The organism is Streptomyces sp. NBC_00647, assembly GCF_045207245.1.
Lineage (GTDB): Bacteria > Actinomycetota > Actinomycetes > Streptomycetales > Streptomycetaceae > Streptomyces.
This window is the reverse complement of record NZ_CP109040.1, coordinates 6,053,362-6,079,446: the sequence shown is the minus strand read 5'-3', so window position 1 is coordinate 6,079,446 and position 26,085 is coordinate 6,053,362. Positions and strand designations below refer to the sequence as shown.

The 26,085-nt window shown below is 69.8% G+C and carries 25 protein-coding genes and 1 tRNA gene; 8 read left to right on the top strand and 18 right to left on the bottom strand.

Annotated features, from left to right (window positions below; all coding sequences use genetic code 11):
• The first annotated feature begins 188 nt into the window (after positions 1 to 188).
• Positions 189 to 842 (top strand): SDR family oxidoreductase, encoded by a 654-nt coding sequence (locus tag OG788_RS26770; protein WP_406373985.1) that lies wholly within the window; start codon positions 189 to 191, stop codon positions 840 to 842.
• A 142-nt stretch (positions 843 to 984) separates the two neighbouring features.
• Here the strand turns inward: OG788_RS26770 and OG788_RS26765 are convergent, their stop codons facing one another.
• From OG788_RS26765 to OG788_RS26750, 4 genes are all read right to left on the bottom strand, one after another.
• On the bottom strand, positions 985 to 1,197 hold the full coding sequence (locus tag OG788_RS26765; protein ID WP_266761684.1) for a hypothetical protein: 213 nt from the start codon (positions 1,195 to 1,197) through the stop codon (positions 985 to 987).
• Positions 1,198 to 1,603: 406 nt separating this feature from the next.
• A complete protein-coding gene (locus OG788_RS26760) occupies positions 1,604 to 1,834 on the bottom strand; it encodes a hypothetical protein (RefSeq protein WP_406373983.1) in 231 nt (76 codons plus the stop codon).
• Between the two features lie 442 nt (positions 1,835 to 2,276).
• A complete protein-coding gene (locus tag OG788_RS26755) occupies positions 2,277 to 3,104 on the bottom strand; it encodes a hypothetical protein (RefSeq protein ID WP_406373981.1) in 828 nt (275 codons plus the stop codon).
• A gap of 230 nt (positions 3,105 to 3,334) precedes the next feature.
• A tRNA-Tyr gene (locus OG788_RS26750) sits at positions 3,335 to 3,416 on the bottom strand.
• A gap of 201 nt (positions 3,417 to 3,617) precedes the next feature.
• Between OG788_RS26750 and OG788_RS26745 the strand changes: the two genes are divergently transcribed.
• Positions 3,618 to 4,106: a YajQ family cyclic di-GMP-binding protein gene (locus OG788_RS26745; protein WP_351542576.1), complete on the top strand. Its 489-nt coding sequence runs from the start codon at positions 3,618 to 3,620 to the stop codon at positions 4,104 to 4,106.
• 325 nt (positions 4,107 to 4,431) lie between these two features.
• Here OG788_RS26745 and OG788_RS26740 read toward each other — a convergent pair whose 3' ends face one another.
• Positions 4,432 to 4,698 (bottom strand): GlsB/YeaQ/YmgE family stress response membrane protein, encoded by a 267-nt coding sequence (locus OG788_RS26740; protein ID WP_351542575.1) that lies wholly within the window; start codon positions 4,696 to 4,698, stop codon positions 4,432 to 4,434.
• Positions 4,699 to 4,877: 179 nt separating this feature from the next.
• On the opposite strand from OG788_RS26740, the gene OG788_RS26735 reads away from it, so the two are divergent.
• A complete protein-coding gene (locus tag OG788_RS26735) occupies positions 4,878 to 6,122 on the top strand; it encodes an APC family permease (RefSeq protein ID WP_406373978.1) in 1,245 nt (414 codons plus the stop codon).
• Between the two features lie 4 nt (positions 6,123 to 6,126).
• Here the strand turns inward: OG788_RS26735 and OG788_RS26730 are convergent, their stop codons facing one another.
• The 13 genes from OG788_RS26730 to OG788_RS26670 all read right to left on the bottom strand — a co-directional run bounded on the left by OG788_RS26730 (position 6,127) and on the right by OG788_RS26670 (position 18,836).
• The gene (locus OG788_RS26730) at positions 6,127 to 6,693 is read right to left on the bottom strand and encodes an SMI1/KNR4 family protein (protein ID WP_406373976.1); all 567 of its coding nucleotides are present in this window, start codon (positions 6,691 to 6,693) and stop codon (positions 6,127 to 6,129) included.
• A 213-nt stretch (positions 6,694 to 6,906) separates the two neighbouring features.
• Positions 6,907 to 7,299 carry a YccF domain-containing protein gene (locus OG788_RS26725; RefSeq protein ID WP_406373974.1) on the bottom strand — a complete coding sequence of 131 codons (393 nt, stop codon included), beginning with the start codon at positions 7,297 to 7,299 and terminating at the stop codon, positions 6,907 to 6,909.
• Positions 7,296 to 8,159, bottom strand: a complete 864-nt coding sequence (gene htpX / locus OG788_RS26720; RefSeq protein ID WP_406373972.1) for a zinc metalloprotease HtpX — start codon at positions 8,157 to 8,159, stop codon at positions 7,296 to 7,298. The genes OG788_RS26725 and htpX overlap by 4 nt, the downstream gene beginning before the upstream one ends.
• 236 nt (positions 8,160 to 8,395) lie before the next feature.
• A complete protein-coding gene (locus OG788_RS26715) occupies positions 8,396 to 9,895 on the bottom strand; it encodes an NADH-quinone oxidoreductase subunit N (RefSeq protein WP_406373970.1) in 1,500 nt (499 codons plus the stop codon).
• Positions 9,892 to 11,466 (bottom strand): NuoM family protein, encoded by a 1,575-nt coding sequence (locus OG788_RS26710; protein ID WP_406373968.1) that lies wholly within the window; start codon positions 11,464 to 11,466, stop codon positions 9,892 to 9,894. The genes OG788_RS26715 and OG788_RS26710 overlap by 4 nt, the downstream gene beginning before the upstream one ends.
• 6 nt (positions 11,467 to 11,472) lie before the next feature.
• Entirely contained in the window at positions 11,473 to 13,464 is a 1,992-nt protein-coding gene (locus OG788_RS26705) for an NADH-quinone oxidoreductase subunit L (RefSeq protein WP_406373966.1), read from the bottom strand.
• Positions 13,461 to 13,841, bottom strand: a complete 381-nt coding sequence (gene nuoK, locus OG788_RS26700; RefSeq protein WP_351542567.1) for an NADH-quinone oxidoreductase subunit NuoK — start codon at positions 13,839 to 13,841, stop codon at positions 13,461 to 13,463. Before nuoK ends, OG788_RS26705 begins: the two co-directional genes overlap by 4 nt.
• Positions 13,841 to 14,491 carry an NADH-quinone oxidoreductase subunit J gene (locus tag OG788_RS26695; protein WP_406373964.1) on the bottom strand — a complete coding sequence of 217 codons (651 nt, stop codon included), beginning with the start codon at positions 14,489 to 14,491 and terminating at the stop codon, positions 13,841 to 13,843. The genes nuoK and OG788_RS26695 overlap by 1 nt, the downstream gene beginning before the upstream one ends.
• Positions 14,488 to 15,150, bottom strand: coding sequence for a NuoI/complex I 23 kDa subunit family protein (locus OG788_RS26690; protein ID WP_406373963.1), 663 nt, complete (start codon positions 15,148 to 15,150; stop codon positions 14,488 to 14,490). Before OG788_RS26690 ends, OG788_RS26695 begins: the two co-directional genes overlap by 4 nt.
• Before the next feature lie 2 nt (positions 15,151 to 15,152).
• On the bottom strand, positions 15,153 to 16,121 hold the full coding sequence (locus OG788_RS26685; RefSeq protein ID WP_351542564.1) for a complex I subunit 1 family protein: 969 nt from the start codon (positions 16,119 to 16,121) through the stop codon (positions 15,153 to 15,155).
• Positions 16,118 to 17,788 carry an NADH-quinone oxidoreductase subunit C gene (locus OG788_RS26680; protein WP_406373961.1) on the bottom strand — a complete coding sequence of 557 codons (1,671 nt, stop codon included), beginning with the start codon at positions 17,786 to 17,788 and terminating at the stop codon, positions 16,118 to 16,120. The genes OG788_RS26685 and OG788_RS26680 overlap by 4 nt, the downstream gene beginning before the upstream one ends.
• On the bottom strand, positions 17,785 to 18,432 hold the full coding sequence (locus OG788_RS26675; RefSeq protein WP_356753360.1) for an NADH-quinone oxidoreductase subunit B family protein: 648 nt from the start codon (positions 18,430 to 18,432) through the stop codon (positions 17,785 to 17,787). Before OG788_RS26675 ends, OG788_RS26680 begins: the two co-directional genes overlap by 4 nt.
• Positions 18,423 to 18,836 (bottom strand): NADH-quinone oxidoreductase subunit A, encoded by a 414-nt coding sequence (locus OG788_RS26670; protein WP_406373958.1) that lies wholly within the window; start codon positions 18,834 to 18,836, stop codon positions 18,423 to 18,425. Before OG788_RS26670 ends, OG788_RS26675 begins: the two co-directional genes overlap by 10 nt.
• 305 nt (positions 18,837 to 19,141) lie before the next feature.
• Between OG788_RS26670 and OG788_RS26665 the strand changes: the two genes are divergently transcribed.
• The 5 genes from OG788_RS26665 to OG788_RS26645 all read left to right on the top strand — a co-directional run bounded on the left by OG788_RS26665 (position 19,142) and on the right by OG788_RS26645 (position 26,067).
• On the top strand, positions 19,142 to 20,341 hold the full coding sequence (locus OG788_RS26665) for a sensor histidine kinase (protein ID WP_406373956.1): 1,200 nt from the start codon (positions 19,142 to 19,144) through the stop codon (positions 20,339 to 20,341).
• Between the two features lie 158 nt (positions 20,342 to 20,499).
• Positions 20,500 to 21,855 (top strand): sensor domain-containing protein, encoded by a 1,356-nt coding sequence (locus tag OG788_RS26660; protein WP_351542559.1) that lies wholly within the window; start codon positions 20,500 to 20,502, stop codon positions 21,853 to 21,855.
• A gap of 300 nt (positions 21,856 to 22,155) precedes the next feature.
• The gene (locus tag OG788_RS26655; protein ID WP_323178795.1) at positions 22,156 to 22,815 is read left to right on the top strand and encodes a response regulator transcription factor; all 660 of its coding nucleotides are present in this window, start codon (positions 22,156 to 22,158) and stop codon (positions 22,813 to 22,815) included.
• A 236-nt stretch (positions 22,816 to 23,051) separates the two neighbouring features.
• Positions 23,052 to 24,995 (top strand): 2-oxoacid:acceptor oxidoreductase subunit alpha, encoded by a 1,944-nt coding sequence (locus OG788_RS26650; protein ID WP_406373954.1) that lies wholly within the window; start codon positions 23,052 to 23,054, stop codon positions 24,993 to 24,995.
• Positions 24,988 to 26,067, top strand: a complete 1,080-nt coding sequence (locus tag OG788_RS26645; RefSeq protein ID WP_406373952.1) for a 2-oxoacid:ferredoxin oxidoreductase subunit beta — start codon at positions 24,988 to 24,990, stop codon at positions 26,065 to 26,067. Before OG788_RS26650 ends, OG788_RS26645 begins: the two co-directional genes overlap by 8 nt.
• Positions 26,068 to 26,085 lie beyond the last annotated feature (18 nt).

Genomic DNA, 26,085 nt, shown 5'->3' with positions numbered 1-26,085 from the left:
CTTGCGTATGACGGTGATGATGGTCTCCTCTTACGACGCCGTACGAGCCCGCACGGCGTTCTTTTGTTCGCGTGTTCACTCGCTCTCGCGGCGATCACCCGTACTTCCACAGTGATCACCCATGTGACTCACGAGTCGCCCACAGGGTTGTGCGGCGAACGCGCTCATCCGGGCGTACGGTCGGAAACATGCGCATTGTCATCGCTGGTGGTCATGGTCAGATCGCGCTGCGGCTCGAGCGGCTGCTCTCCGCGCGCGGGGACGAGGTCGCGGGGATCATCCGCCGTGCCGAACAGGGCGACGATCTGCGGGCGGCCGGCGCCGAGCCCGTCCTGTGCGATCTGGAGTCGGCGTCGGTGGAGGAGGTCGCCGCGCACCTGCAGGGCGCGGACGCGGCCGTCTTCGCGGCGGGCGCGGGCCCCGGCAGCGGAGTGGACCGCAAGGAGACGGTGGACAAGGGCGCCGCGATCCTGTTCGCGGACGCCGCGGAACGGGCGGGCGTACGCCGGCACGTGGTCGTCTCCTCGATGGGCGCGGACCCGTCCCACCCTGGCGACGAGATCTTCGACGCGTATCTGCGTGCCAAGGGCGAGGCCGACGAGTACGTACGTCGTACGGGCCTGGACTGGACGATTCTGCGTCCCGGCAGCCTGATCGACGACGCCGGGACCGGCCTCGTACGCCTGGAGGCCTCCACCGGCCGCGGCATGATCCCCCGCGACGACGTCGCCGCGGTCCTCGCTGAACTGGTCGACACTCCGGCGACGACCGGTCTGACCCTGGAAGCGGTCAGCGGCTCGACACCGATCTCGGTCGCGGTGAAGTCGGTGGCGGGCAACTAGCCCACGCCCCGTCCCGGTGCCCGCGCTGACGCCGGCGCTGGTCTCGATGCATGTGCCGGCTCCCGGTGCCCGCGCCGGCGCTGGTATCGGTGCCGGTGCCGGTGACCGGTGCCGGTGACCGGTGCCGGTGACCGGTGCCGGTTCAGAACAGCGGGAGCTGGCCGGGGAATTCGGGGACGGTGTACCCGTCCAGCGCGGGCTGTGCCGCCCCGATGAGGGCCTGTCGGCGCGAACCGGGGCACGAGACCAGCTCCCCGCTCCCCCGCGCGCCGGGCGGATCGTGCCGGGCGAACCGCCCCGCGACGACGGCGATCTCCCGACGGCACTCGGGGCAGTTCCTGCGACGCGATGACATGGGATCAGTGTGCCCCGAGGGCCCCGGCTCCTGTCGCCGCGCCCGAAACACATACGGCGGTGACCGGCCGGGCCCCCGACACATCGCGTGTCCGACGAACTGAATTCGGCGGACGGCTTGCGCCATCGAGGAATTCTCTCCACGGTTTCCCGTAGCCATTCTGGCCGAGGAGTCAGCATTCAGCATTCACAAACCTGACGGCGGGCTGAACGGCACACTTTTCCGTCGACGGGATCACGGCCGCCTGCGGGCGAAAGGGCATCGACTCAGCCTTCACTCCGTGAAAATTCCACCTGTAAAAGAATCCGTTGCACGGAAACAGACCGCGGCCGTCCGGAAATCCAGGACGGCCGCACGAAGAGGTATCGCCCCCGGAGCGGTCCCGGACGGCCGCCGCGCACCGGCGTCAGGCAGCTGCCAGTTCATCCACGTAGCGCTTCGCCATCACCAGCGAGACGTTGGGGTACTCCTTGCGGAGCACCTTGATGGCGACGACGTCGCCGCTCGCCCTGCGGACCTCCTCAATGCGCTCCGTGTCGACCTGCCCGCGGAATCCTTCGAAGGATCCGTACCGGTCCCAGAAGGCCTTCTTGCGCTTCTTCGCGGCCCGGTCCCCGGCGACGCCGATCGCAATCAAGATACAGACTGCGATGACACCTGATATTCCCTCGAACACGACTCTCCCTCGTTATACGTACGCATGAAGCCGCGTGCGCTTCTCAATTTACCCGTTCACCGACCGAGACATGCCGGGGCTGATTGCGGTGAGGGTCGCTGATGCCACCCGCCGCACGGTTCGACGATTTTCAGCCCCTTTATTTCGGCCGGCAGATCGAGCTCGAGCGGAAGCGTCGAGGACGGCCGTGCGGTGACGGTTGAGCTTCGTGCAGCCTCCGACAGCCACCGACGGCGGTCTCTTGAGGGGCCATCAGCGGGTGCGCTCGTCCGCAGAAGGGGACGGCACGCGAAAGATCGGCCCCGGATGCCCGCAAACGAAGAAACCCCCTCCGATCTACGTTTCCGCAGATCGGAGGGGGCTTACCTTCATGTGGCAGCGCCAGGATTCGAACCCGAAGGCGTCAGAGCACGTCGACGTAGTCGACCGCGCTGGTGGCGACGCCGGTCGTCGAGTTGCCGTAGTACACCCAGCGGTAGTAGCCGTCGACGGAGGCGGTGACCGTGGTCTTCAAGCCCCCGGTGCTACTGGTCGTGGCCTTCTTGACCGTCTTGAAAGTGTCGGCACCCTTGGCGCGGAACTGAAGGCTGACCGTACGGCCGCTGTAGGCGTCGTACTTCTTCGTGCTCCAGTTCGCCCGGGTCACCTTGCCCGTGACAGTGATCGACTTGCCCTTGGCGACCGGCTCCGGCGAGGCGTTGGTGGTTGCCTTGGCCGCGCGCTTGAGCTGAACCGTCGTGGACCGCGTCTCCCGTTCCCCAGCCTTGAGGCCGCCGTCGGCCTTGAACAGCTTCAGCGAGACGCCGACCTTCCAAGTCGTGGCATCGCTGTTGGAGTCGACGTGATCCTGGCTCGGGTGCGGGTCGATATAGAGGTTGCCCTCGCAGCGAGCGTGCTTGGCGTCCCTCTCGTAGCAGGTGTAGCCGCCCGGTCCGATGAAGTTCTCCCCGGTGTCGGCCGCCGTCTGCATGCCGCCGCGGTAGAGGAAGGGGAACGCGTCATAGCGGAAAGGGTCTGCGGTGCTGTACCCGGAAGGGAGCGCGATGTCGAAACTGACGGGCGGCTCCACCTCCTTCGTCGTGCCGACGACGATCGGCTTGCCGTTGTTGATGACGATGTCCGACACGGTGATACCGGTGTCCGCCGCCTGAGCCGTCGGCGCGTTCAGCACCGAGAGCCCCAACGCCCCCACGAACGTGGCCACCGCCACGGTTCGTCTGCCTGTCTTCATTCACACCTCTTCAGGAGGATGCCGTTACAAGAAGCGGCAGCCTATCTGGCAGGTTCATGGCCTCTGCCCCCCGACCGCCCAGCACCCATGTCGTGCTGAGCGACGCAAGCAGAGTGCCCATCACTCCCACCAAGGCGACCAGAAAGCGTTGCCGCACCCGCGTTCCTGAGGGCATGACTAAGGGCCCGTGACCTGCTGTTTAGGCAGGTCACGGGCCCTTGGTTCCCGGGTGGCGGCGCGTGGATTCGAACCACGGAAGGCTAAGCCGGCAGATTTACAGTCTGCTCCCTTTGGCCGCTCGGGCACACCGCCGGGGATGCTGCCCCTGAGCCCCGCTTCTGCGGTGCTCCCTGGCAACGACGTAAACGATACCTGATGCCCGGGGATGCTTCGCCACCCAATTGATCGACACTTGGGGGGAGGGGGGTGGCTAGGCTTATGCGGATGCGGCCGGAGGCCTACGCCGGGCTCGACGGCCGCCCCTACGCACCCCGATACAAGGAGCCACAGGACATGGCCGACTCCAGTTTCGACATCGTCTCGAAGGTCGAGCGGCAGGAGGTCGACAACGCCCTCAACCAGACCGCCAAGGAGATCTCGCAGCGCTACGACTTCAAGAACGTCGGCGCCTCCATCTCCTGGTCCGGCGAGAAGATCCTCATGGAGGCGAACTCCGAGGAGCGGGTGAAGGCCATCCTCGACGTGTTCGAGACCAAGCTGATCAAGCGCGGCATCTCGCTGAAGTCGCTGGACGCCGGTGAGCCCCAGCTCTCCGGCAAGGAGTACAAGATCTTCGCGACGATCGAGGAGGGCATCTCCCAGGACAACGCGAAGAAGGTGGCGAAGATCATTCGCGACGAGGGCCCCAAGGGCGTGAAGGCCCAGGTGCAGGGCGAGGAGCTGCGCGTCAGCTCGAAGAGCCGTGACGACCTGCAGGCCGTTCAGGCTCTCCTCAAGGGCAAGGACTTCGACTTCGCCCTGCAGTTCGTGAACTACCGCTAGAACGCCCGGTAGAACGTCTGGGAGAAATCCCGACAGAGCGCCTGGCGGCACGTCCTGCACGCTGAGCGCCGACCCGCATCGCCGGTCCATCGCCGACCCGCCTCAGGGCCCGGGTCGCTGCGGAGCGGTTCCTGTCGTGGCGGTTCCCGTCGGGTCGGTTCCTGTCGGGTCGGTTCCTGTCGGGGCGGATCATTGCCGGGAACGCTTCGTCTCGCTGTACGAGGAAGCAGGAAGTGGCCGCGGGAGTGGCCGCGGTACGAGGAAGGGTGGGCACCCGGGGTGTCCACCCTTCTCGTCTGCCGGCCGTGGTCTCGGCGGTGCGCGCTCAGCGGCGCGAGTCGCCGAACAGGACGCGGTAGACGATCAGCAGCACGAGCGCACCGCCGATGGCGGCGGCCCAGGTGGCACCGTCGTAGAACTGCTTGCTGATGGGGTGGTCCAGCCAGCGGGCCGATATCCAGCCGCCTATGAACGCGCCCGCGACGCCGATGACGGTCGTTCCGATGAAGCCTCCCGGGTCGCGCCCCGGGAGCAGGAACTTGGCGATGGCGCCGGCCAGCAGCCCCAGAATGATCCAGCTGATGATGCCCATGTCCTGAACCTGCCCTTCCGCGCTGTGCTCACGCTGTCCCGGCCCTGTGATTTCGGTCCTGCCGGGCCATGCCCGGGCTGTCCTTGTCCGGTGCGGGTCGAGCGCGTGCCGGTGCTGTGTTGATGAACAGGACGTAGCCACGGCTCCCGCCGGTTGCAGTGATCAGTAGGGTGCGGCACATGACGCCGTCCAGACCCGAGTTGCGCCGCACGCTGGGACTCGGTGACGCCGTGGTCGTCGGGCTCGGCTCGATGATCGGTGCCGGGATCTTCGCCGCGCTCGGCCCCGCCGCGCGGGCGGCGGGATCCGGGTTGCTGCTCGGACTCGCGCTCGCCGCGGTCGTCGCCTACTGCAACGCGATGTCCTCGGCACGGCTGGCCGCCCTGTACCCCGCTTCCGGCGGCACGTACATCTACGGGCGTGAGCGGCTGGGCGCCTTCTGGGGATATCTGGCGGGCTGGTCGTTCATCGTCGGCAAGACGGCCTCGTGCGCGGCGATGGCGCTCACCGTGGGCGCGTACGTCTGGCCGTCACACGCGCACGCGGTGGCGGTCGCGGCCGTGGTCGCGCTGACCGCCGTGAACTACGGCGGCATGCAGAAGTCGGCCTGGCTGACGCGGGTGATCGTGGCGGTGGTCCTGGCGGTCCTCGCTTCCGTGGTGGTCGGGTGCCTCGGTTCCGACGTCGCCGATGCAGGACGGCTGGACATCGGACTGTCGTCCGGCGCGGACGGGGTGCTTCAGGCGGCGGGTCTGCTGTTCTTCGCGTTCGCCGGGTACGCGCGCGTCGCGACGCTCGGCGAGGAGGTACGCGATCCGGCGCGCACCATTCCCCGCGCGATCCCGTTGGCCCTGGGTATCGCCCTCGCGGTGTACGCGGCGGTCGCTGTGGCCGTCCTTTCGGTGCTCGGGCCGGCCGGGCTGGGGCTTGCCCAGGCGCCGCTGGCGGACGCCGTGCGGACAGCCGGGCTGCCGGGGCTCGTGCCGGTGGTGCGGGTGGGGGCCGCCGTGGCCGCGCTCGGCTCTCTTCTCGCCCTGATCCTGGGTGTCTCGCGGACCACGCTGGCCATGGCCCGCGACCGTCATCTGCCGGGCGCCCTGGCCGCCGTGCATCCACGCTTCCAGGTCCCGCACCGGGCGGAACTGGCCGTGGGCGTGGTGGTCGCCGCGCTGGCCGCGAGCGTGGATGTGCGCGGCGCGATCGGTTTCTCCTCCTTCGGTGTGCTGGCGTACTACGCGATCGCCAACGCCTCCGCCTGGACGCTGAGTCCGGCTCCGGCGTCGCGGGTCGTTCCGGTGCTGGGTCTCCTCGGGTGCGTGACGCTGGCCTGTGCCCTGCCGGGTGCTTCGGTGGTCGTGGGCGCGGCGGTCCTGGCGGTGGGGGCGGCGGCCTACGGCGTCCGGCTGTGGGCGGCTTCGCGCTAATGGGTCAGGAGGCCCGCGTCGCCGTCGTCCGTATGTGGAAGTCGGGCCAAGGGGGAAGGTCCGCGCCGTCGTGGGACTCCTCGTACCAGCCGGTTCCGTCGAGCCAGGCGCGCAGCCAGGTAGCGAGGTCGGGTGCGTCCACGTACCAGGCGTGGTCGGCCTCGTCGGCGTTCGGCTCGTAGAGCAGGACGATGCCGTCGGGGCTGCGGCAGTCCACGCACGCGTACATCCCGCAGCCCCAGTGGGATATCGGCAGGACGCCCTCGGGCCACGGCCAGTCGGGGTCCTTGCGGCCGCTCTCGCGGCTGGCGAGGTACTGCGGAACGACCGCCGGCTCGCCCGACGGTGGGCCGTCGAGCAAGGGCAACAGGCCGTATTCCGGACCGAATCCGCCGTCCCCGATCCGCAGGTAGAGCGAGGCGAGCAGCGCGGGCAGCGGGAAGCCGAGGACGGCCTCGGCGCGGGCGACCTCGGCCGTGTCCAGGGGCGCGGGCAGTGAAGGCCAGCCCCATGGGCGGGTGTTGCGGGCCTGCGTGGCAACCCGTGCCAGCAACTGCTCGATTTCGGTCATGGGTTCATCATGCAGCGCGCCACTGACAATCGGGCAGCCTGTGGACAACCCTCACGCCGGACGGACAACAACACCCTTTTTCGGCGGGGAAGGCCGGGAGAGCGAGGAGGACTATTCGTGCACGTACTCGCCCTCGAACTCGCCCTCGAACTCGGCCTCCCCGTCGTACGGGACAGGCAGGTCCCGCGGCAGGCCCAGCCCCGCGTCCAGCCGCTAGCGCGACGCGAAGGGCTGGTCCGTGGGCACGATTTCGCGTCCCAGCGGGAACAGCGAGATCGGGATGAGCTTGAAGTTGGCGATGCCGAACGGGATGCCGATGATCGTGATGCACATGGCGATGCCCGTGACGATGTGGGCCAGGGCGAGCCACCAGCCCGCCAGGACCAGCCACAGGACGTTGCCGACGCAGGACGGCGCGCCCGCGTCGTGGCGCTCCACCGTCGTATAGCCGAAGGGCCACAGGGCGTAGATGCCGATGCGGAAGGCGGCGATGCCGAACGGGATGCCGATGATGGTGATGCACAGGATGACGCCTGCGAGCAGGTACCCGAGGAACAGCCAGAAGCCGCTCAGGATAAGCCAAATGACGTTCAGAATTGTCTTCACTGGTGACGACCTGCCATCTGCTCGAGCCGGGCGATACGCTCCGCCATCGGCGGATGCGTGGAGAACATCTTCGACATTCCCTGTCCCGGGCGGAAGGGGTTCGCGATCATCATGTGGCTCGCGGTCTCGATGCGCGGCTCGGGAGGCAGCGGCAGCTGCTTGGTGCCGGCGTCGAGCTTGCGCAGCGCGCTCGCGAGGGCGAGGGGGTCGCCGGTGAGCTGGGCACCGGACGCGTCCGCCTCGTACTCCCTGGAGCGGCTGATCGCGAGCTGGATGAGGGAAGCGGCGAGCGGGCCCAGAATCATGACCAGGAGCATCCCGAGAATGCCGGGACCGTCGTCGTCGTTGGAGCGGCCGATCGGGATCAGCCAGGCGAAATTGACCAGGAACATGATCACCGAGGCGAGGGCGCCGGCCACGGACGAGATCAGGATGTCGCGGTTGTAGACGTGACTGAGCTCGTGGCCGATGACACCGCGCAACTCGCGCTCGTCCAGGATGCGCAGGATCCCCTCGGTGCAGCACACGGCCGCGTTGCGCGGGTTGCGGCCCGTCGCGAACGCGTTCGGCGCCTCCGTCGGTGAGATGTACAGGCGCGGCATGGGCTGGCGTGCCTGGGTGGAGAGATCGCGGACCATGCGGTACAGGGCCGGGGCCTCGAACTCACTCACCGGGCGGGCGCGCATCGCGCGTAGAGCCAGTTTGTCGCTGTTCCAGTACGCGTACGCGTTCGTCCCGATCGCGATGAACAGTGCGACGATCAGGCCGGTGCGCCCGAAGAAGCTGCCGATGACGATGATGAGTGCGGACAGTCCCCCGAGAAGTACGGCTGTCCTGAGCCCGTTGTGCCGGCGGTGCACGGTACGCCCTCCAAGTGGTGCGGCAGGGGAACCCTTTGCTTGCTGATGCTCTGCTTCCACTCTTCAGTGGACCCTCCCGTACTGGTCAACGCCAGACGGAGAGCACTAGTTCCCTTGTGCGCACGGCCTGGAACGTGGGCCGTCCGGGTGAATCGAACGGTGGTCCACGCGCGCGCGTGCCTCTTGGCCGGGGTGGAGAAACCGGGTTGTCCCGGGCGGAGGAACCGGCCCCCGATTCAGAAGAGTCCGGTCGCCGAGAAGCGCAGGATCAGCTGGGGCGCACCTGACAGGACGATGCCCAGGACGGCCGTCAGGGCGATGGCCGCGGTGAGCGGAGCGGGCGCGCGGTACGTGCCGGGCTCGCCCTCGGGAGCGCGGAAGAGCAGCGTCGTCCACTGGAGGTAGTAGAAGAGCGCGATCACCACGTTGACGGCCATGACGACGGCCAGCCAGCCGAGCCCGGCGTCGACGGCCGCGGAGAAGACCGTCACCTTGGCGAAGAGACCGATGATGCCCGGCGGCAGGCCGGCCAGGCAGAGCAGGAAGAAGCCGAGGACCAGCGCGGAGAGGGGGCTCTCGGCGTACAGACCCCGGTAGTCGCTGATGCGGTTCAGGGGACTTCTGCGGGCCACCAGGGCGGCCACGGCGAAGGCGCCGAGGTTCACGGCCGCGTACATGAGGGCGTACGCGACCGTGGAGCCGATGGCCTTCTCGGCGTCCTTGGAGTAGGCGGCGGCCGCGATCGGGACCAGGAGGTATCCGGCCTGTCCGACGGAGGACCAGGCGAGCAGCCGTACCGCGCTGTACGCGCGCGTGGCCCTCTGCCGCAGGGCGCCGACGTTCCCGACCGTCATGGTGAGGGCCGCCAGCGCTGCCAGCGCCGGGCCCCAGACATCGGCGTACGACGGGAAGGCGACGACGGTGACGAGGATCAGCCCGGAGAAGCCGACCGCCTTGCCGACGACCGACAGGTAGGCGGCGATCGGCAAGGGTGCCCCTACGTAGGTGTCGGGCACCCAGAAGTGGAAGGGCACGGCGGCCGTCTTGAAGGCGAAGCCGACGAGGGTGAGGACGACGCCCGTCTGGGCGAGGGTGTGGAACTGTCCGTCGACGTGCTGGATTCCGTCCGCGATCCGGGTGAGGTAGAGGCTGCCGGTCGTCGCGTAGACGAAGCTGACCCCCATCAGGCTCACCGCGGTCGCGGTGACGGAGGACAGGAAGAACTTCAGGGCCGCTTCCGAGGACTTCTTGTCGCCGTGCCTGATGCCGACGAGCGCGAAGGCGGGCAGCGAGGCGACCTCCAGGGCGACGATGAGGGTCGCGAGGTCGCGGGAGGCGGGCAGCAGGGCGGCGCCTGCGGCCGAGGAGAGCAGCAGGAACCAGTACTCCCCTTCGGGGAGTTCCTTGTCGGCGTCCTTCAGAGCGGTGACGGACAGCAGCGCGACGAGGAGCGCGCCGCCGAGCACCAGGAGCTGGATGACCAGGGTGAAGCGGTCCGCCACGTAACTGCAGGTGTCCGCGTCACCCGTCAGGCAGAACGTCGCCCGGTCGCCGTCCAGGAGAGGCAGCAGCAACAGCGCGGAGGCGGCCAGGCCCGCCACGGACACCCAGCCGAGTACGGCCTTCCGGGCGTCGCCGATGAAGAGGTCGGCGACGAGCACGACGAGTCCGACGACCGCCGCGAGGGTGGGCGGCGCGATGGCGAGCCAGTCGACGGACTGGACCAGGGAACTCATCGGGTGCCTCCTGCGAGGAGCTGCTGTACGGCCGGGTCGGTCAGGCCGAGGAGGACCCGGGGCCACAGGCCGGCGACGACGGTGAGGGCGACGAGTGGCGTCCAGGCGGCGAACTCGTAGCTCTGGACGTCGGCGAGCTTCGGTGCCTCCTGCGATGTGCCGCCCATGCAGACGCGGCGCACGACGATGAGCATGTACGCGGCCGTGAGCAGGGTGCCGAGCGCGGCGATCGCCATGAATGTCAGATAGGCGGGACGACTGAGGCCGGCGGCGGGCTCGAACGCTCCGAACAGCGCCAGCATCTCGCCCCAGAACCCGGCGAGGCCCGGGAGCCCGAGCGAGGCGACCGCGGCGAAGGCCAGCAGGCCGCCGAGGCGTGGGGCCTTGCCGTACAGCGCGGCGCCCGTCTCCTCGGCGAGGGTGTCGAGGTCGGTGGTGCCCGTGCGGTCCTTCAGCGCTCCGACGAGGAAGAAGAGGAGGCCGGTGATGAGGCCGTGGGCGATGTTGGCGAACAGCGCGCCGTTCACGCCGGTCGGGGTCATTGTCGAGATGCCGAGCAGGACGAAGCCCATGTGGCCGACGGAGGAGTAGGCGATGAGCCGCTTGAGGTCGCCCTTCGCGCCCTGCTTGGCGAGGGCCAGGCAGGCCAGGGAGCCGTAGATGATCCCGACCACGGCGAAGGCGGCGAGGTAGGGGGCGAAGGTGCGGAAGCCGTCCGGGGTGATCGGCAGCAGGATCCTGACGAATCCGTACGTGCCCATCTTCAGCATGACGCCGGCCAGCAGGACCGAGCCGACGGTCGGAGCGGCGGTGTGGGCGTCCGGCAACCAGCTGTGCAGCGGCCACATCGGCGTCTTGACCGCGAGCCCGATCCCGATCGCCAGAGCGGCGATGACCTGCACGGATGTGGTCAGCGACCGGCCGTTGTCAGTGGCGAGTGCCACCATGTCGAATGTGTCCGCCTTGATTCCGATCAGGAGCAGGCCGAGCAGCATGACGACCGAACCGAGCAGGGTGAAGAGGATGAACTTCCAGGCAGCGGCCTGGCGCTGGGCACCTCCCCACCGGGCGATGAGGAAGTACATCGGGATGAGCACCATCTCGAACGCGAGGAAGAACAGCAGCAGATCGAGGACGGCGAAGGTCGCGAGCGTGCCGGACTCGAGGACGAGCAGCAGCGCGACGAATGCCTTCGGGGTCGGGCCCGCGGGCATCTTGAAGTAGGAGTACAGCGCGCAGAGGAAGGTCAGCAGCGCGGTCAGGACCAGAAGGGGGAGGGAAATGCCGTCGATGCCGAGGTGGATCCGCACGTCGAGTGCCGGGATCCAGCTGATGTCCGTCGTGGCCTGCATCCTCGACGGCTGGTCGTGGTCGAAGCCGAGCGCGAGGACGATCGCGGCGATGAGCACCAAACCGGTGACGGTCACACCGTGCCGCAGCACCGCCTGCTCGGGCGACTTCCCCTTCAGCCCGGGCGGGGCCGGCAGAAGGGCCGCGGCGGCCCCGATGAGCGGGCCGACGACGATCAACGCGAGAAGAATCTGCATCACGGATTCACTGATATCGATCACGCGTGCTCACGCTCCCGTGGCGACGAGGAGGGCGGCGACCACCAGGACGACGGTGCCGGCGAGCAGCGCGCTCACATAGGTCTGCACATTGCCGGTCTGGGCACGCCGTACGGCCGTGCCCAGCCAGCGGGGTAGGGCGCCCGCACCGCGTACATAGGTGTCGACGACCTCCCGGTCGAGGAACCGGACGAGCGAGGCTCCGGCCTGGACCGGGCGGACGAACAGCACGGTGTACACGGCGTCGAGGTGGAAGCCGACGGCCGCGTGGCGGTGCAGGGGGCCGAGCAGCAGTCGGCCCGGGTCCGCCGGGTCGGGGGCGTAGGCCACGTCTCCGAAGGCGGGTTCGTGGGCGGCGATGGCCTCGGCCTCGACCTGTCCGGCATCGGCGCCGGGGTGGGCCGCGACCGCACCCATCGGTCTGCGGGCCGCCAGGGCGGTGGTGTGCCGCCAGGCGCCGTAGGTGACGATCACGCCGACCAGGGCGAGCCCTGTGCCGAGCACCGAGGTGGTGAGGACCGGTGTCAGGTCACGGCCGTCGAACCAGTCGGGCAGCGGGCCGATCGCCAGGCCGAAGACGAGCGACGGGACGGCGAGCACCCAGAGCACGGCCGTCATGGTGACCGGCTGCCTGCCGTGGTCGGGAGCCTCGGCTCCGTGCCCGCGGAAGGCCAGCAGCCACAGCCGGGTGGCGTACGCGGCGGTGAGGACGGCGGTGATCAGACCGGTCACCAGGACGATCCAGCCCGCGGCTCCGGGGGCCTGCTCGGTGTGCCCGGTGGCGACGTGCTCGGCGGCTCCGAGGACGGCTTCCTTGGAGAAGAAGCCGCTGAAGGGAGGGATCGCGGCGAGCGCGAGCAGGGCCACGGTCATCGTCCAGTAGGCGTCGGGGACTCGGGCGCGCAGGTCCTTCATACGGGACATGACGGCCAGGGAGTTGGTGCCGGAGGCGTGGATGATCACGCCGGCCGCGAGGAACAGCAGCGCCTTGAAGGCGCCGTGCGCGAGGAGGTGGAAGACGGCGGCACCGCGGTCGCCGACGGCGAGGGCGCCGGCCATGTAGCCGAGCTGACCGATCGTCGAGTAGGCGAGGACGCGCTTGATGTCGTCCTGGGCGAGTGCCGCGAGTCCCGAACCGACCATCGTGACACCGGCCATGACGGCGAGGACGACCATCGCGGCCATGGAGGCCTGGAAGACGGGGAGGAGCCGGGCGACGAAGTAGATGCCGGCGGCGACCATCGTCGCGGCGTGGATCAGCGCGGAGACGGGTGTGGGGCCCGCCATCGCGTCGGGCAGCCAGGTGTGGAGCGGGAACAGCGCCGACTTGCCCGCGACGCCCGCGAGGAGCAGCAGGGCGACCAGGGTCGGGTGGTGCAGTCCGCCGCTCGCCACGGTGCCGAGGACCGTGGTGATCTGGAAGGAGCCGGCGTCGGTGGCCAGCGCGAACAGGCCGATGAGGAAGGGGACGTCGCCGAGTTTGGTGACCAGGAAGGCCTTGATGGACGCGGCGCGGGCCTCGGGCGTCTCCCAGTAGTGGCCGACCAGGAAGTAGGAGCAGATGCCCATGATCTCCCAGCCGACCAGGAGCACCATCAGGTCGCCCGAGTAGACGACGAGCAGCATCGCGGAGGTGAACAGGGAGACCAGAGCGGCGTACGAGGGGTAGCGCGGGTCGTCGCGCAGATAGCCCGTCGAGTAGATCTGCACGCAGGTGGCGACGACGCCGACGAGTACGGCGACGAGGGCGGCGAAGCCGTCGATGTGCAGGCTCAGTTCGATGGGGACCGAGCCGGTCGGGGTGAGTTCGGTGTGCGTGTCGATGGCCTGGCCGCCGGCCTGGTCCACGGCGACCAGTACGGCGAGGACGAGCGACGCGAGAGGCGGCAGTACGGCGAGCGGGCGGACGAAGCCCGGGGCCGTGCGGCCGAGGAGGAGTCCGGCGACGGCGCCCAGGAACGGAAGGAGGGGGACGAGGACGGCGAGGGTGGTCGTGGTCACGCGGTGGCCTCAGCCTTCTCGGCCGCGGGGGCGTCGCTGTCGGGGTCGTCGGGGCCGTGGCCCTCGGCGGTGTCGCGGAGCTTGTCGATGTCCGAGGTGCCGCGGTTGCGGTACACGGCGAGGACGATCGCCAGGCCGATGCCGATCTCGGCGGCGGCGATGGCGATGGTGAACAGGGTCAGGGCCTGGCCGGAGTGCAGCGTGTCGCGGGCGGCCTTGGAGAGCCAGACGTCGAAGGCGACGAGGTTCAGGTTGACGGCGTTGAGCATCAGCTCGACCGACATCAGGACCAGGATCGCGTTGCGGCGCGCGAGGACTCCGTAGAGGCCCGTGCAGAAAAGGAGGGCGGCGAGCACGGCGGGATAGGCGAGGTGCATCAGCGGACACCTTCCTTGTCTTGCTTGCCGCTGCGGCTGCCGGGGACGCGCGGGGTGCTCGTCGCGGCGTCCGCCTTCGCCTTGCGGGAGAGGACGATCGCGCCGACCAGGGCGGCGAGGAGAAGGACGGAGAGCGCTTCGAAGGGGAGGACCCAGTTCTGGAAGAGGCTCGCTCCGGTCACCTCGGTGGAACCGGCGGCGGCACCGTTCAGGTCGACCCAGGTGGTGCGGAAGGCGTCGACGACGACCCAGACCAGGGCGCCGGCCGAGGCGACGGCCACGGTCAGGGCGGCCCAGCGGTTGCCGGAGTCGGCGTCCGGGGAGCGGCGGATCGGGGCCCTGGTGAGCATCAGACCGAACAACAGGAGGACGACGACGGAACCGACATAGATGAGGACCTGCACCCAGGCGATGAACTCGGCTGTCAGCAGCAGGTATTCGACGGCGAGGCCGCCGAGGGTCACCACCAGCCACAGGGCGGCGTGCACCAGCTGCTTGGTGGTGACGGTGACGAGCGCGGCGCCGAAGGTGACCAGGCCGACGAGGAGGAAGGCGATCTCGACGCCGGTCGGGGAGAGGAAGCCGTGGTGTCCGGAGGCGACGGTGGTGGCCGCGTGGGCCGCCGTGGCCGTGGCTGCTGCGAAGGTCACGACTGTCCCTCCTGCGGACCGGAGGAGGGCGTGGCCGGGGGCTCCGGCTGCCCACCCTGCTCGGTCTGGGTCGGCCCAGCCTGCTCGGTCTGCGCCGCTTGTGCTGCCTGTGCCGCCTGCGCTGTCTGTGCCGCCTGTTCGGCCGCGAGTTTATCGGCGGTCTTGCGGGCGGCGGCGATCTCCTTGGGTTCCTCGGCGCCGGGGTCGAGGGCCGGCGGGGCCGGGACGGTCCACATCCACTCGCGGAGCTTGTCGCGTTCGTGGGTGAGTTCGTGGATGTCGGTCTCCGCGTACTCGAACTCCGGGGACCAGAAGAGCGCGTCGAAAGGACAGACCTCGATGCAGATACCGCAGTACATGCACAGGGAGAAGTCGATGGCGAAGCGGTCCAGGACGTTGCGGCTGCGCTCGCGGCCACCCGGGGCGGCCGGCGGGACCGTCTCCTTGTGGGAGTCGATGTAGATGCACCAGTCCGGGCACTCGCGGGCGCACAGCATGCAGACCGTGCAGTTCTCCTCGAAGAGACCGATGACGCCGCGGGTGCGGGGCGGGAGTTCGGGCTGGGCGTCCGGGTACTGCGCGGTGACGGTCTTCTTCGTCATCGTGCGGAGGGTGACGGCCAGGCCCTTGGCGAGGCCGGAGCCAGGGATGGGGGCCATGGTTACGCGATCACCACCTTGACGATGCCGGTGAGGGCGATCTGGGCGAGGGACAGGGGGACGAGGAGGGTCCAGGAGAGCTTCTGGAGCTGGTCCTCGCGCAGGCGGGGATAGGTGACGCGGAGCCAGATGACGACGAAGGCGAGGATCGCGGCCTTCAGGAGCGTCCAGACCCAGCCGAGGCCGTCGGCACCCCAGGGTCCGTGCCAGCCGCCCAGGAAGAGGACGGTGGTCAGGCCGCACAGGACGACGATTCCGGCGTACTCGGCGAGCAGGAACAGCGCGAAGCGCAGGCCGGTGTACTCGGTGTAGGCGCCGAAGATGATCTCGGAGTCGGCGACGGGCATGTCGAAGGGGGGCCGTTGGAGTTCGGCGAGGCCGGCGACGAAGAACACGATCGCGCCGACGATCTGCCAGGGCAGCCACCACCACTCGAAGGCGTCCACGATGCCCGGGAGCGAGACCGTGCCGGCCGCCATCGCGACCGAGGCCGCGGTCAGCAGCATCGGGAGCTCGTACGCGAGGAGCTGGGCGGCGGTGCGGAGGCCGCCGAGGAGGGAGAACTTGTTGGCCGACGCCCAGCCCGCCATGAGCGAGCCGAGGACGCCCACGCCCATGACGGCGAGGACGAAGAAGATGCCCGCGTCGACGACCTCGCCGACCGCGCCCTCGCCCGGGCCGATGGGGATGGCGAGGAGGACCAGGAGGTACGGGAGGAGGGCCACGGCGGGGGCGAGCTGGAAGATACGGCGGTCCGCGCCCGCGGGGACGATGTCTTCCTTCTGGGCGAACTTCACGCCGTCCGCGACGAGCTGGGCCCAGCCGTGGAAGCCGCCCGCGTACATCGGGCCGAGGCGGCCCTGCATGTGGGCCATCACCTTGTGCTCGGTCTGGCCGACGATCAGGGGGAACGTCAGGAACACGACGAAGACGACGAGGAGGCGTAGGGCGACGTCGAGAGCGTCGTTCACTGCGTACCTCCGGAGGGGTCGTCAGGGGTGGGGGCGGGCTTCGAACCGAGAGTGGGGGCGGGCTTCGAACCGGGGCCGGGTTCCGCGTTCGGCTCCTGATCGGACGCCGGCTCGGACTCGGACACCGGCTCGGAGTCGGGCGCCGGCTTGGACTCGGAGTCAGGGTCGGTCTCGGAGTCGGGCTCCAACTCCCGCCGGGGCTCGGGCTCCTGTCGGGCCTCGGGCTCACGCCGGGGCTCGGGCTCCTGCCGGGGCTCTGCCTCACTCCCCGAATCCGGGGCGGGCTCAGTCGTCACGTCGGGCTTCGCGTCGGGCTTCGCCTCGGGCGTCGCCTCAGGGGTCGGTCCAGGCGTCCCCTCGGGCTTGGACTCGGGCGTCGCCTCAGGCGCCGGTCCCCGCGCCGCCTTCGGCTCCGGGTCGTCGAACGCGGGCTTCGCCTGGTGCCAAGGAGCGTCGGAGCTGCGCGGTGCGGCAGGCCTTCTGACGGGCCTGGTCGCCGAGTCGGGCTCGGCTGCCCGAGGGCCACTGGCCGGAGAGGTCGGCTCAGCCGGAGCCGCCGGTTCCACACCAGCCGTCGGCTCGGAGGGAGCCGAGGGCTCCGCCCCGGCCGTCGGCTCCACCGCAGGCGTCGGCTCCACCGCGGGCATCGGCTCCACCGCGGGCGTCCGCTCCACCGCGGGCATCCGCTCCACCGCAGCCGTCGGTTGCGCGGCAGCCGTCGGCTCCACCGCAGGCGTCGGTTCCGCGGCAGGCGTCGGTTCCGCGGCAGGCGTCGGTTCCGCGGCGGACGCCGGATCGGAGGGCGTCGTCTGTTGTGCTCGTTGGGTCGCCGAGCCCTGGCTCGCGCTGCGGGCTCGGCGCGCCGGCCGCGCCGCCTCCGCACCGGAGGCGGCACCCGCCCCCGCGGAAGCCGCACCCGTGTCCGTCGCCCCGGCGGTCGCCCCGGCGGCCAGGCCGGCCGCACTCGCGTCGGCAGGTGCGGAGGCCGCTGCGGCCGGCGTCTGGCTGGCCGATCCCTCCCCCGCCGTGCGGGCCCTGCGCACCGGGCGGTCGCCGGCGGGGCGGGCCGCGCCGCGGGCGGGACGGGACGGAGCTGGGGGGAGCTGGCCCTTGAGAGGGCCCCATTCGTTGGGGTCGGGAACGCCGGGCGGAAGCATCTGGCGACGCTTGGGGCCGCCGTGCTCGGACTCGCCGGGTTCCTTCGCGCCGGGCCAGGCCTTGGCGACGCGGGCGGCCAGGACGAAGTCCTTGCGGAGGGGGTGGCCTTCGAAGCCCTCCGGCAGGAGCAGGGGGTCGAGGCCGGGGTGGCCCTCGAAGGCCACGCCGAACATCTCGTGCGTCTCGCGCTCGTGCCAGGCGGCGCCCGCGTAGACGGAGACCGCCGACGGGAGGACCGGGGTGGCGTGCGGGACGGTCGTACGGACGAGGAGGCGGCGTACCGGGGACAGGGCCACGACGTGGGCCGAGACGCGGAAGCCCGTGCCGGGTTCGTCGACGGCGCTCAGCCAGTCGAAATAGGTGCAGCCCAGCGTGTCACGGGCCGTCTCCAGGGCCGCGATCCAGGACGCCGGGGGTACGTCGACCGTCAGGACCTCGTACGACTCCTCGGCCGTGGCGTCGGGGCCGAAGAGTTCCTCGGCGGGGCCGGGGAGCCAGCCGACGGTCATCGGTCCTCCTCACCGGGGGCGGTCGCATCCGTCCCCGGAACGCTCGTCGCCGAAGGGGCCGGTGGCTTCACCAGGCCGCTCTGGAGCGCGGCGGCCGACGGTCGCGGCGCGTCGGACCCGTAGCGCTCCCCCAGCGACTCCCGGGCGATCTTCTCCTGGAGCTTGAGGATGCCCTGGAGCAAGGCCTCGGGCCGGGGCGGGCACCCGGGGACGTAGACGTCGACGGGGATGATCTGGTCGACGCCCTTGGTGACGGAGTAGGAGTCCCAGTAGGGGCCGCCGCAGTTGGAGCAGGCGCCGAAGGAGATGACGTACTTCGGCTCGGGCATCTGCTCGTACAGGCGCTTGACGGCGGGCGCCATCTTGTCCGTGACCGTGCCCGAGACCACCATCAGGTCGGCCTGGCGGGGGCCCGGCGCGAACGGGATCACGCCGAGGCGGATGAAGTCGTGGCGGGCCATCGACGCGGCGATGAACTCGATCGCGCAGCAGGCGAGGCCGAAGTTGAAGACCCAGAGCGAGTAGCGGCGGCCCCAGTTCAGGACCACCTTCATGGGCTCGGGGGCGAGGCGGGCGAGCGCGCCGAGCCGCTTCGGCTCGGGCAGCAGCACCGGCTGGTCCGGGGCGGAGGGGGTCACGTCCATGTCAGGACGCCCTTCTTGTATGCGTACAGCAGGCCCACGGCCAGGAAGCCGAGGAAGATGAACATCTCGACGAGCGTCGCGGCGCCGTAGCCGGGAGCGGCGAAGACCGTGGCCCAGGGGAAGAGGAAGATCGAGTCGACGGCGAAGATGACGTAGAGGAAGGCGTACACGTAATAGCGGACCTGGGTGTGGGCCCAGCCCTCGCCGACGGGGTCGACGCCGCACTCGTACGTCAGGAGTTTCTCGGGGGTGGGGACCACGGGCCGCAGCAGGCGGCCGGCCCCGAAGGCGACGGCGACGAACAGCACGCCCACCACGACGAGCAGTCCGACGACCGAGTAGGACTGGAAGTAGTCCGCCGCGACGACAGTTCCGGTCGCCGTGACAACGGTCGGTTCCGGCACGTCAGCCCCTCACTCCCTGACCTCGTTGCGCCCCGTCGTGCGCCGTCGCGCACTCTGTGATGCGCCGTGTTCGACGATCTGTACGGACGGGAGTCTAGGGCCTGCTAAAGAGAGCGTAAGCAGCCCGTCACGCCTCGACCATCCCTTGACCACCGGGGAGACGTTCACGTCTCACGGTGTGAACGTGTCCCGGCACTACCTCGTCGTCACCTACACCTGTCACCCCTGAGGGTGGGGTTTTCCCCAGTGCATCGCGGCGGCCCACCTCATGGCGCGGCGGCGCGCCGCCGGGCAGGCTAGCGGATATGACCGAACGCATCACGCCCGCCGGTCCGCCGGACGATCCGTCCGACGGTGACCGGCCGCCCGCCGTACGCCTCGCCCTCGACCCGCAGACCTGGAAGGAGATCGCCCATCTCCTGGTGAACCTGCCGGCCTCGATCATCGGGTTCGTGTACGTGGTGACGATGCTCGCCACGGGCGCGGGGCTCGCCGTGACCGTCGTCGGACTGCCGCTGCTCGCGGCCGGACTGCGGGGTTCGCGGCAACTGGGCAAGCTGGAGCGGGCGCGGGCGCGGCGGCTGCTGGGGCTGCGGATCGACGAGCCGAGCCCGTTGCCGGTGCGCAGGACCGGCTTCTTCGGCTGGCTGTGGTCGAGCCTGAAGGACCCGGTGGGCTGGCGGGCGGTGCTGTACGACCTCATACGGCTGCCCTGGGGCATCGCCACCTTCACGGTGACGCTCGTGTCGCTGTTCGTACTGTGGCCGGTGCTGCCGTTCATCGCGCGCGGGCTGACGAACGTGGACCGGGCGATGGTGCGCGGGCTGCTGTCGCCCTCCGACGAGTTGGAGCGCCGTATCGCCGAACTGGAGTCGGACCGCGGGGTCGTGGTCGACACGGCCGCCGCCGACCTGCGCCGGATCGAGCGCGATCTGCACGACGGGGCACAGGCCCGGCTCGTCAATCTCGCGATGGGGCTCGGCCTGGCGAAGGAGAAGCTCCTGGAGGACCCCGACGCCGCGGCGTCGATGGTCGACGAGGCGCACGGCGAGGTGAAGCTCGCCCTTCAGGAACTGCGTGATCTGGCCCGTGGCATCCACCCGGCGGTCCTCACCGACCGGGGTCTGGACGCCGCTCTGTCCGCGATCGCCTCGCGGTGCACCGTGCCCGTGAAGGTGACGGCCGAACTGGAGACGCGGCCCGCCGCCGCCATCGAGGGCATCGCGTACTTCACGGTCTCCGAGCTGTTGCAGAACGTCAGCAAGCACAGCGGGGCGAGGTCCGCGGCCGTCGACGTCTGGCGGACGGACGAGCGCCTGCTCATCCAGGTCTCGGACGACGGCCGGGGCGGGGCGGGCCTCGACGGCGGTACGGGCATGGCGGGGCTCGCGGACCGGCTCGGCGCGGTGGACGGACTGTTCGTCGTCGAGTCTCCGGTGGGCGGCCCGACGGTCATCACGGCCGAACTCCCTTGGCGGGACCGGCAGAACGAGCCCACGCAGTGAGCGGGCCCGCCCACGTCCGCCGGGGGTAGGGAAAACCCCCGGTCCAAGACGCCGATCCGCTCCATGTCCGGCGGGCGTCCCGGACGGCAGGGTTGAGGTACGAGCCGACGCGCGGGACGAGTCGAGGCGCAGGGCGAGACGAGAGAACGGACGGACCGATGGCCACGGACTACGGACACGGATACGGGCACCGGAGCGGTCCCGGATTCGGCGGGGCGGGTGCCGGCGAGCGGCGGCATCGCCTTCCGGCCCCGCTGCGGGCGCCGATCGAGGCCCGCAGCTGGCGTGAGTTCGGCTACGTGATGCTGGGCCTGCCGCTCGGGATCATCATGTTCACGTTCGCCGTCACGATGGTCTCGCTCGGCGCGGGGCTGCTGATCACCTTCCTGGGCATCCCGGTGCTCGCCGCGGCGCTGGCCGGCTGCCGCGGCTTCGGCTCGCTGGAGCGGGCGCGGGCGCGCGGGCTGCTCGGTGTCGAGGTGGCCGAGCCCGAGCCGCTGAGGATGAAGAAGCACGGGGCGATGGCGTGGATGGGCGCCGTGCTCAAGAGCGGCACGTCGTGGCGGCACCTGCTGTACGCGGTGGTCCAGTTCCCGTGGTCGGTGTTCTCCTTCGTCGTGGCTCTGAACTTCTGGGCGTACGGGTGGGCGCTGCTGACCTATCCGCTGTGGTTCTGGATCTTCCCGATGTACGGCGGTCAGGACGGACTCCAGCTTTACGGCGACGGGACGCACTCGATCTATCTGGACAACCCGTTCGAGATCACGGTGACCGCGCTGGTGGGGCTGCTCTTCACGATGGCGACCCCGTGGATCGTGCGGGCGCTGACGACCGTGGACCGGCTGATGGTGCACGGGCTGCTCGGCCCCTCGCGGCTGGCCACGCGTGTGGTGGAGCTGGAGTCGGACCGGGGGGTCGTGGTCGACACGGCCGCCGCCGACCTGCGCCGGATCGAGCGCGATCTGCACGACGGGGCGCAGGCCCGGCTCGTCGCCCTGGCGATGGACCTGGGGCTCGCCAAGGAGAAGCTGACCGAGGACCCCGAGGCCGCGGCCCGGATGGTGGACGAGGCGCACGGCGAGGTCAAGACGGCGCTGCAGGAGCTGAGGGATCTCGCGCGGGGTATCCATCCGGCGGTGCTGACCGACCGCGGGCTCGACGCCGCGCTGTCCGCGGTGGCCTCGCGGTGCACGGTCCCGGTGCAGGTGGAGGTGGATCTGCCGGCGCGGCCGGCGCCCGCTATCGAGGGGATCGCCTACTTCACCGTCTCCGAGCTGCTCCAGAACATCAGCAAGCACGCGCGGGCCACCCGGGCGACCGTGGATGTGTGGCGGGTCGAGAACCGGCTGATGATCCAGGTCGCCGACAACGGCGTCGGCGGGGCCGATGTCTCCGAGGGGTCGGGCCTCGCGGGACTGACGGAGCGGCTCGACGCGGTGGACGGGATTCTGGTGGTGGACTCGCCGGTGGCCGGCCCGACCCGGATCACGGCGGAGCTGCCCTGGCGGGGCTGAGACGCCCGCCGGGGAGATCCCCCAGGGGCGGTGCCCCCACCCAGAGTGGGGGCACCGCCCCTGCCGCGAGACCGGGGTGCCCACGAACGGGTACCCCACCGGGGTGCCCCGCCGAAGATCGGCCGGGCACGTGGACAGAGAGATCGATCCTCCGAGCCGCACCCCTATTCACGTCGCCCGGGCGCATCCCGGTCCGAATGCTGGAATGCTGGGGTCTGTCGTACGAGCGGGAACGAATCCGGCGGAGCCGGGGACGGTCCGGGGTGGGCTCTGGGGGGCCGAGGAATCGTGGAGGACAGGGTGCGGGTGGTCATCGCCGAGGATTCAGTGCTGCTCAGGGAGGGCCTGACCCGGTTGCTGACCGACCGCGGGCACGACGTGGTGGCGGGGGTCGGGGACGGCGAGGCGCTGATCAAGACCATCACCGAGTTCGCGGCGCAGGACGCGCTGCCGGACGTCGTGGTCGCGGACGTGAGGATGCCGCCGACGCACACCGACGAAGGCGTGAGGGCGGCCGTGCAGCTGCGCAAGGCCCATCCCGGACTCGGTGTGCTCGTGCTGTCGCAGTACGTGGAGGAGCGCTACGCCACCGAACTGCTGGCCGGTTCGAGTCATGGCGTCGGTTACCTGCTCAAGGACCGGGTCGCCGAGGTGCGCGAGTTCGTGGACGCGGTGGTGCGGGTGGCCCAGGGGGGTACCGCGCTGGACCCGGAGGTCGTGGCGCAGCTGCTGGGCCGCAGCCGCAAGCAGGACGTGCTGGCAGGGCTGACACCGCGGGAGCGGGAAGTGCTGGGGCTCATGGCCGAGGGCCGGACGAATTCCGCCGTCGCCCGCCAGCTGGTGGTCAGCGACGGCGCCGTCGAGAAGCACGTCAGCAACATCTTCCAGAAGCTGGGCCTGTCGCAAAGTGACGGGGATCACCGGCGTGTTCTGGCCGTCCTCACCTACCTGAACTCGTGACCGGCTGACACTGTGTCAGTTGTTGAACAGAACCGAGGGGTGGGCCAGGAGCGTCATTCGAAGAAAGGACCGGGGGCGGGAAAAATCGTGACAAGTCAGGGCGTCAGACCGTCTCAAAATAGTGTCCATCATGCGAATGGCCTAAGGAAGGCGACCCTTACCGACGTAGGGTTGAAAAAGGAAGGGCCTTCGGGAAGGCCCCTCCCGGACAGCCGCCTCAAAGGAGGTCCAGTTCAGTGACGAGCAAGGTCAGCAGCCCAACGGAACAGGCCGACGAAGCCGTCGTAGGAGAACAGCGCAAACCGCCGGGGACGAAGGACGTCCGCCGGCTCGACCGGGTCATCATCCGGTTCGCGGGGGACTCCGGTGACGGTATGCAACTCACCGGCGACCGCTTCACCTCGGAAACGGCCTCCTTCGGCAACGACCTCTCGACTCTGCCGAACTTCCCTGCCGAAATTCGCGCGCCCGCAGGTACCCTGCCGGGCGTTTCGTCTTTTCAACTGCACTTCGCCGACCACGACATCCTGACGCCCGGTGACGCGCCCAACGTGCTCGTGGCCATGAACCCGGCCGCGCTGAAGGCGAATATCGCCGATGTGCCGCGCGGCGCGGAGATCATCGTCAACACCGACGAGTTCACCAAACGGGCCATGCAGAAGGTCGGCTACGCGGCCAACCCGCTGGAGGACGGCTCGCTGGACGGCTACAACGTCCATCCCGTGCCGCTCACGACGATGACCGTCGAGGCGCTCAAGGAGTTCGAGCTCTCCCGCAAGGAGGCCGAGCGGAGCAAGAACATGTTCGCGCTCGGACTGCTGTCGTGGATGTATCACCGGCCGACCGAGGGCACCGAGAAGTTCCTGCGGACCAAGTTCGCCAAGAAGCCCGACATCGCCGCCGCCAACCTCGCCGCGTTCAGGGCCGGTTGGAACTTCGGCGAGACGACCGAGGACTTCGCCGTCTCCTACGAGATCGCCCCGGCGACGAAGGCCTTCCCCGTCGGCACCTACCGGAACATCTCCGGGAACCTCGCCCTGTCGTACGGCCTGATCGCCGCCTCCCAGCAGGCCGACCTGCCGCTCTACCTGGGCTCCTACCCCATCACCCCGGCCTCCGACATCCTGCACGAGCTGTCGAAGCACAAGAACTTCGGGGTGCGCACCTTCCAGGCCGAGGACGAGATCGCGGGCATCGGCGCCGCGCTCGGCGCCGCGTTCGGCGGCTCGCTCGCCGTGACGACGACGTCCGGCCCCGGTGTGGCCCTGAAGTCGGAGACGATCGGGCTCGCCGTCTCGCTCGAACTGCCGCTGCTCGTCATCGACATCCAGCGCGGCGGACCGTCGACCGGTCTGCCGACCAAGACCGAACAGGCCGACCTGCTGCAGGCGATGTACGGACGCAACGGCGAGGCCCCGGTGCCGGTGGTCGCGCCCAGGACTCCGGCCGACTGCTTCGACGCGGCGATGGAGGCGGCCCGGATCGCGCTGATGTACCGGACGCCCGTACTGCTGCTCTCCGACGGCTACCTGGCCAACGGCAGCGAGCCGTGGCGCATCCCGGAGACCGACGAACTCCCGGACCTGCGCGTGCAGTTCGCCCAGGGGCCCAACCACACGCTGGAGGACGGCACCGAGGTCTTCTGGCCCTACAAGCGCGACCCCGGAACCCTCGCGCGGCCCTGGGCCATCCCCGGAACACCCGGCCTGGAGCACCGCATCGGCGGTATCGAGAAGCAGGACGGCAGCGGCAACATCTCCTACGACCCCGCCAACCACGACTTCATGGTCCGCACCCGCCAGGCCAAGATCGACGGCATCGACGTGCCCGACCTCGAGGTCGACGACCCCGGCGCGGGCACCGACCGTGCGGCCGACACCCTTGTACTGGGCTGGGGTTCGACGTACGGACCCATCACCGCGGCGGTACGCCGGCTGCGCAATGCCGGGGAGAGCATCGCGCAGGCCCATCTGCGCCACCTCAACCCCTTCCCGCGGAATCTGGGCGCGGTGCTGAAGAGCTACGACAAGGTGGTGATTCCCGAGATGAACCTCGGTCAGCTCGCCACCCTGGTCCGGGCGAAGTATCTGGTGGACGCGCACTCGTACAACCAGGTCAACGGCATGCCGTTCAAGGCTGAGCAGCTCGCCACGGCTCTCAAGGAGGCCATCGATGGCTGACACGTCAACGGAAGGCACGGGCACGATCGAGGCGCTTTCTCTCGTCCCAAAGGCCGAGGCCAGGCAGTCCATGAAGGACTTCAAGTCCGATCAGGAAGTGCGCTGGTGCCCCGGCTGCGGTGACTACGCGATCCTCGCCGCCGTCCAGGGCTTCATGCCCGAACTCGGCCTGGCGAAGGAGAACATCGTCTTCGTCTCGGGCATCGGCTGCTCGTCCCGCTTCCCGTACTACATGAACACCTACGGGATGCACTCCATCCACGGCCGCGCCCCCGCCATCGCGACCGGGCTCGCCTCCTCCCGCCGCGACCTTTCGGTGTGGGTCGTCACCGGCGACGGCGACGCCCTGTCCATCGGCGGCAACCACCTCATCCACGCCCTGCGCCGCAATGTGAACCTGAAGATCCTGCTCTTCAACAACCGCATCTACGGCCTCACGAAGGGCCAGTACTCCCCGACGTCCGAGGTCGGCAAGATCACCAAGTCGACGCCGATGGGCTCCCTGGACGCGCCCTTCAACCCGGTGTCGCTGGCGATCGGCGCGGAGGCGTCCTTCGTCGCCCGGACCGTGGACTCGGACCGCAAGCACCTCACCGACGTGCTGCGGCAGGCCGCCGCCCACCCCGGCACGGCGCTGGTGGAGATCTACCAGAACTGCAACATCTTCAACGACGGCGCCTTCGAGGCCCTCAAGGACAGGCAGCAGGCCGAGGAAGCCGTCATCCGGCTGGAGCACGGGCAACCCATCCGCTTCGGCGTCGACGGCGCCCGCGGAGTGGTCCGCGACCAGCACACCGGCGACCTCAAGGTCGTGACCGTCACCCCCGAGAACGCGTCGCGGATCCTCGTCCACGACGCGCACACCGCGTCCCCGACCACCGCCTTCGCGCTGTCCCGCCTCGCCGACCCCGACACCCTGCACCACACCCCCATCGGGGTGTTCCGCTCGGTCGACCGGCCGGTCTACGACCGGCAGATGTCCGACCAGCTCGACGCCGCCATCGAGCAGAACGGCAAGGGCGATCTCGCCGCGCTCCTCGCCGGCGGCGACACCTGGACGGTCGTCGGCTGAGTCCGTACGCAGGCGGTT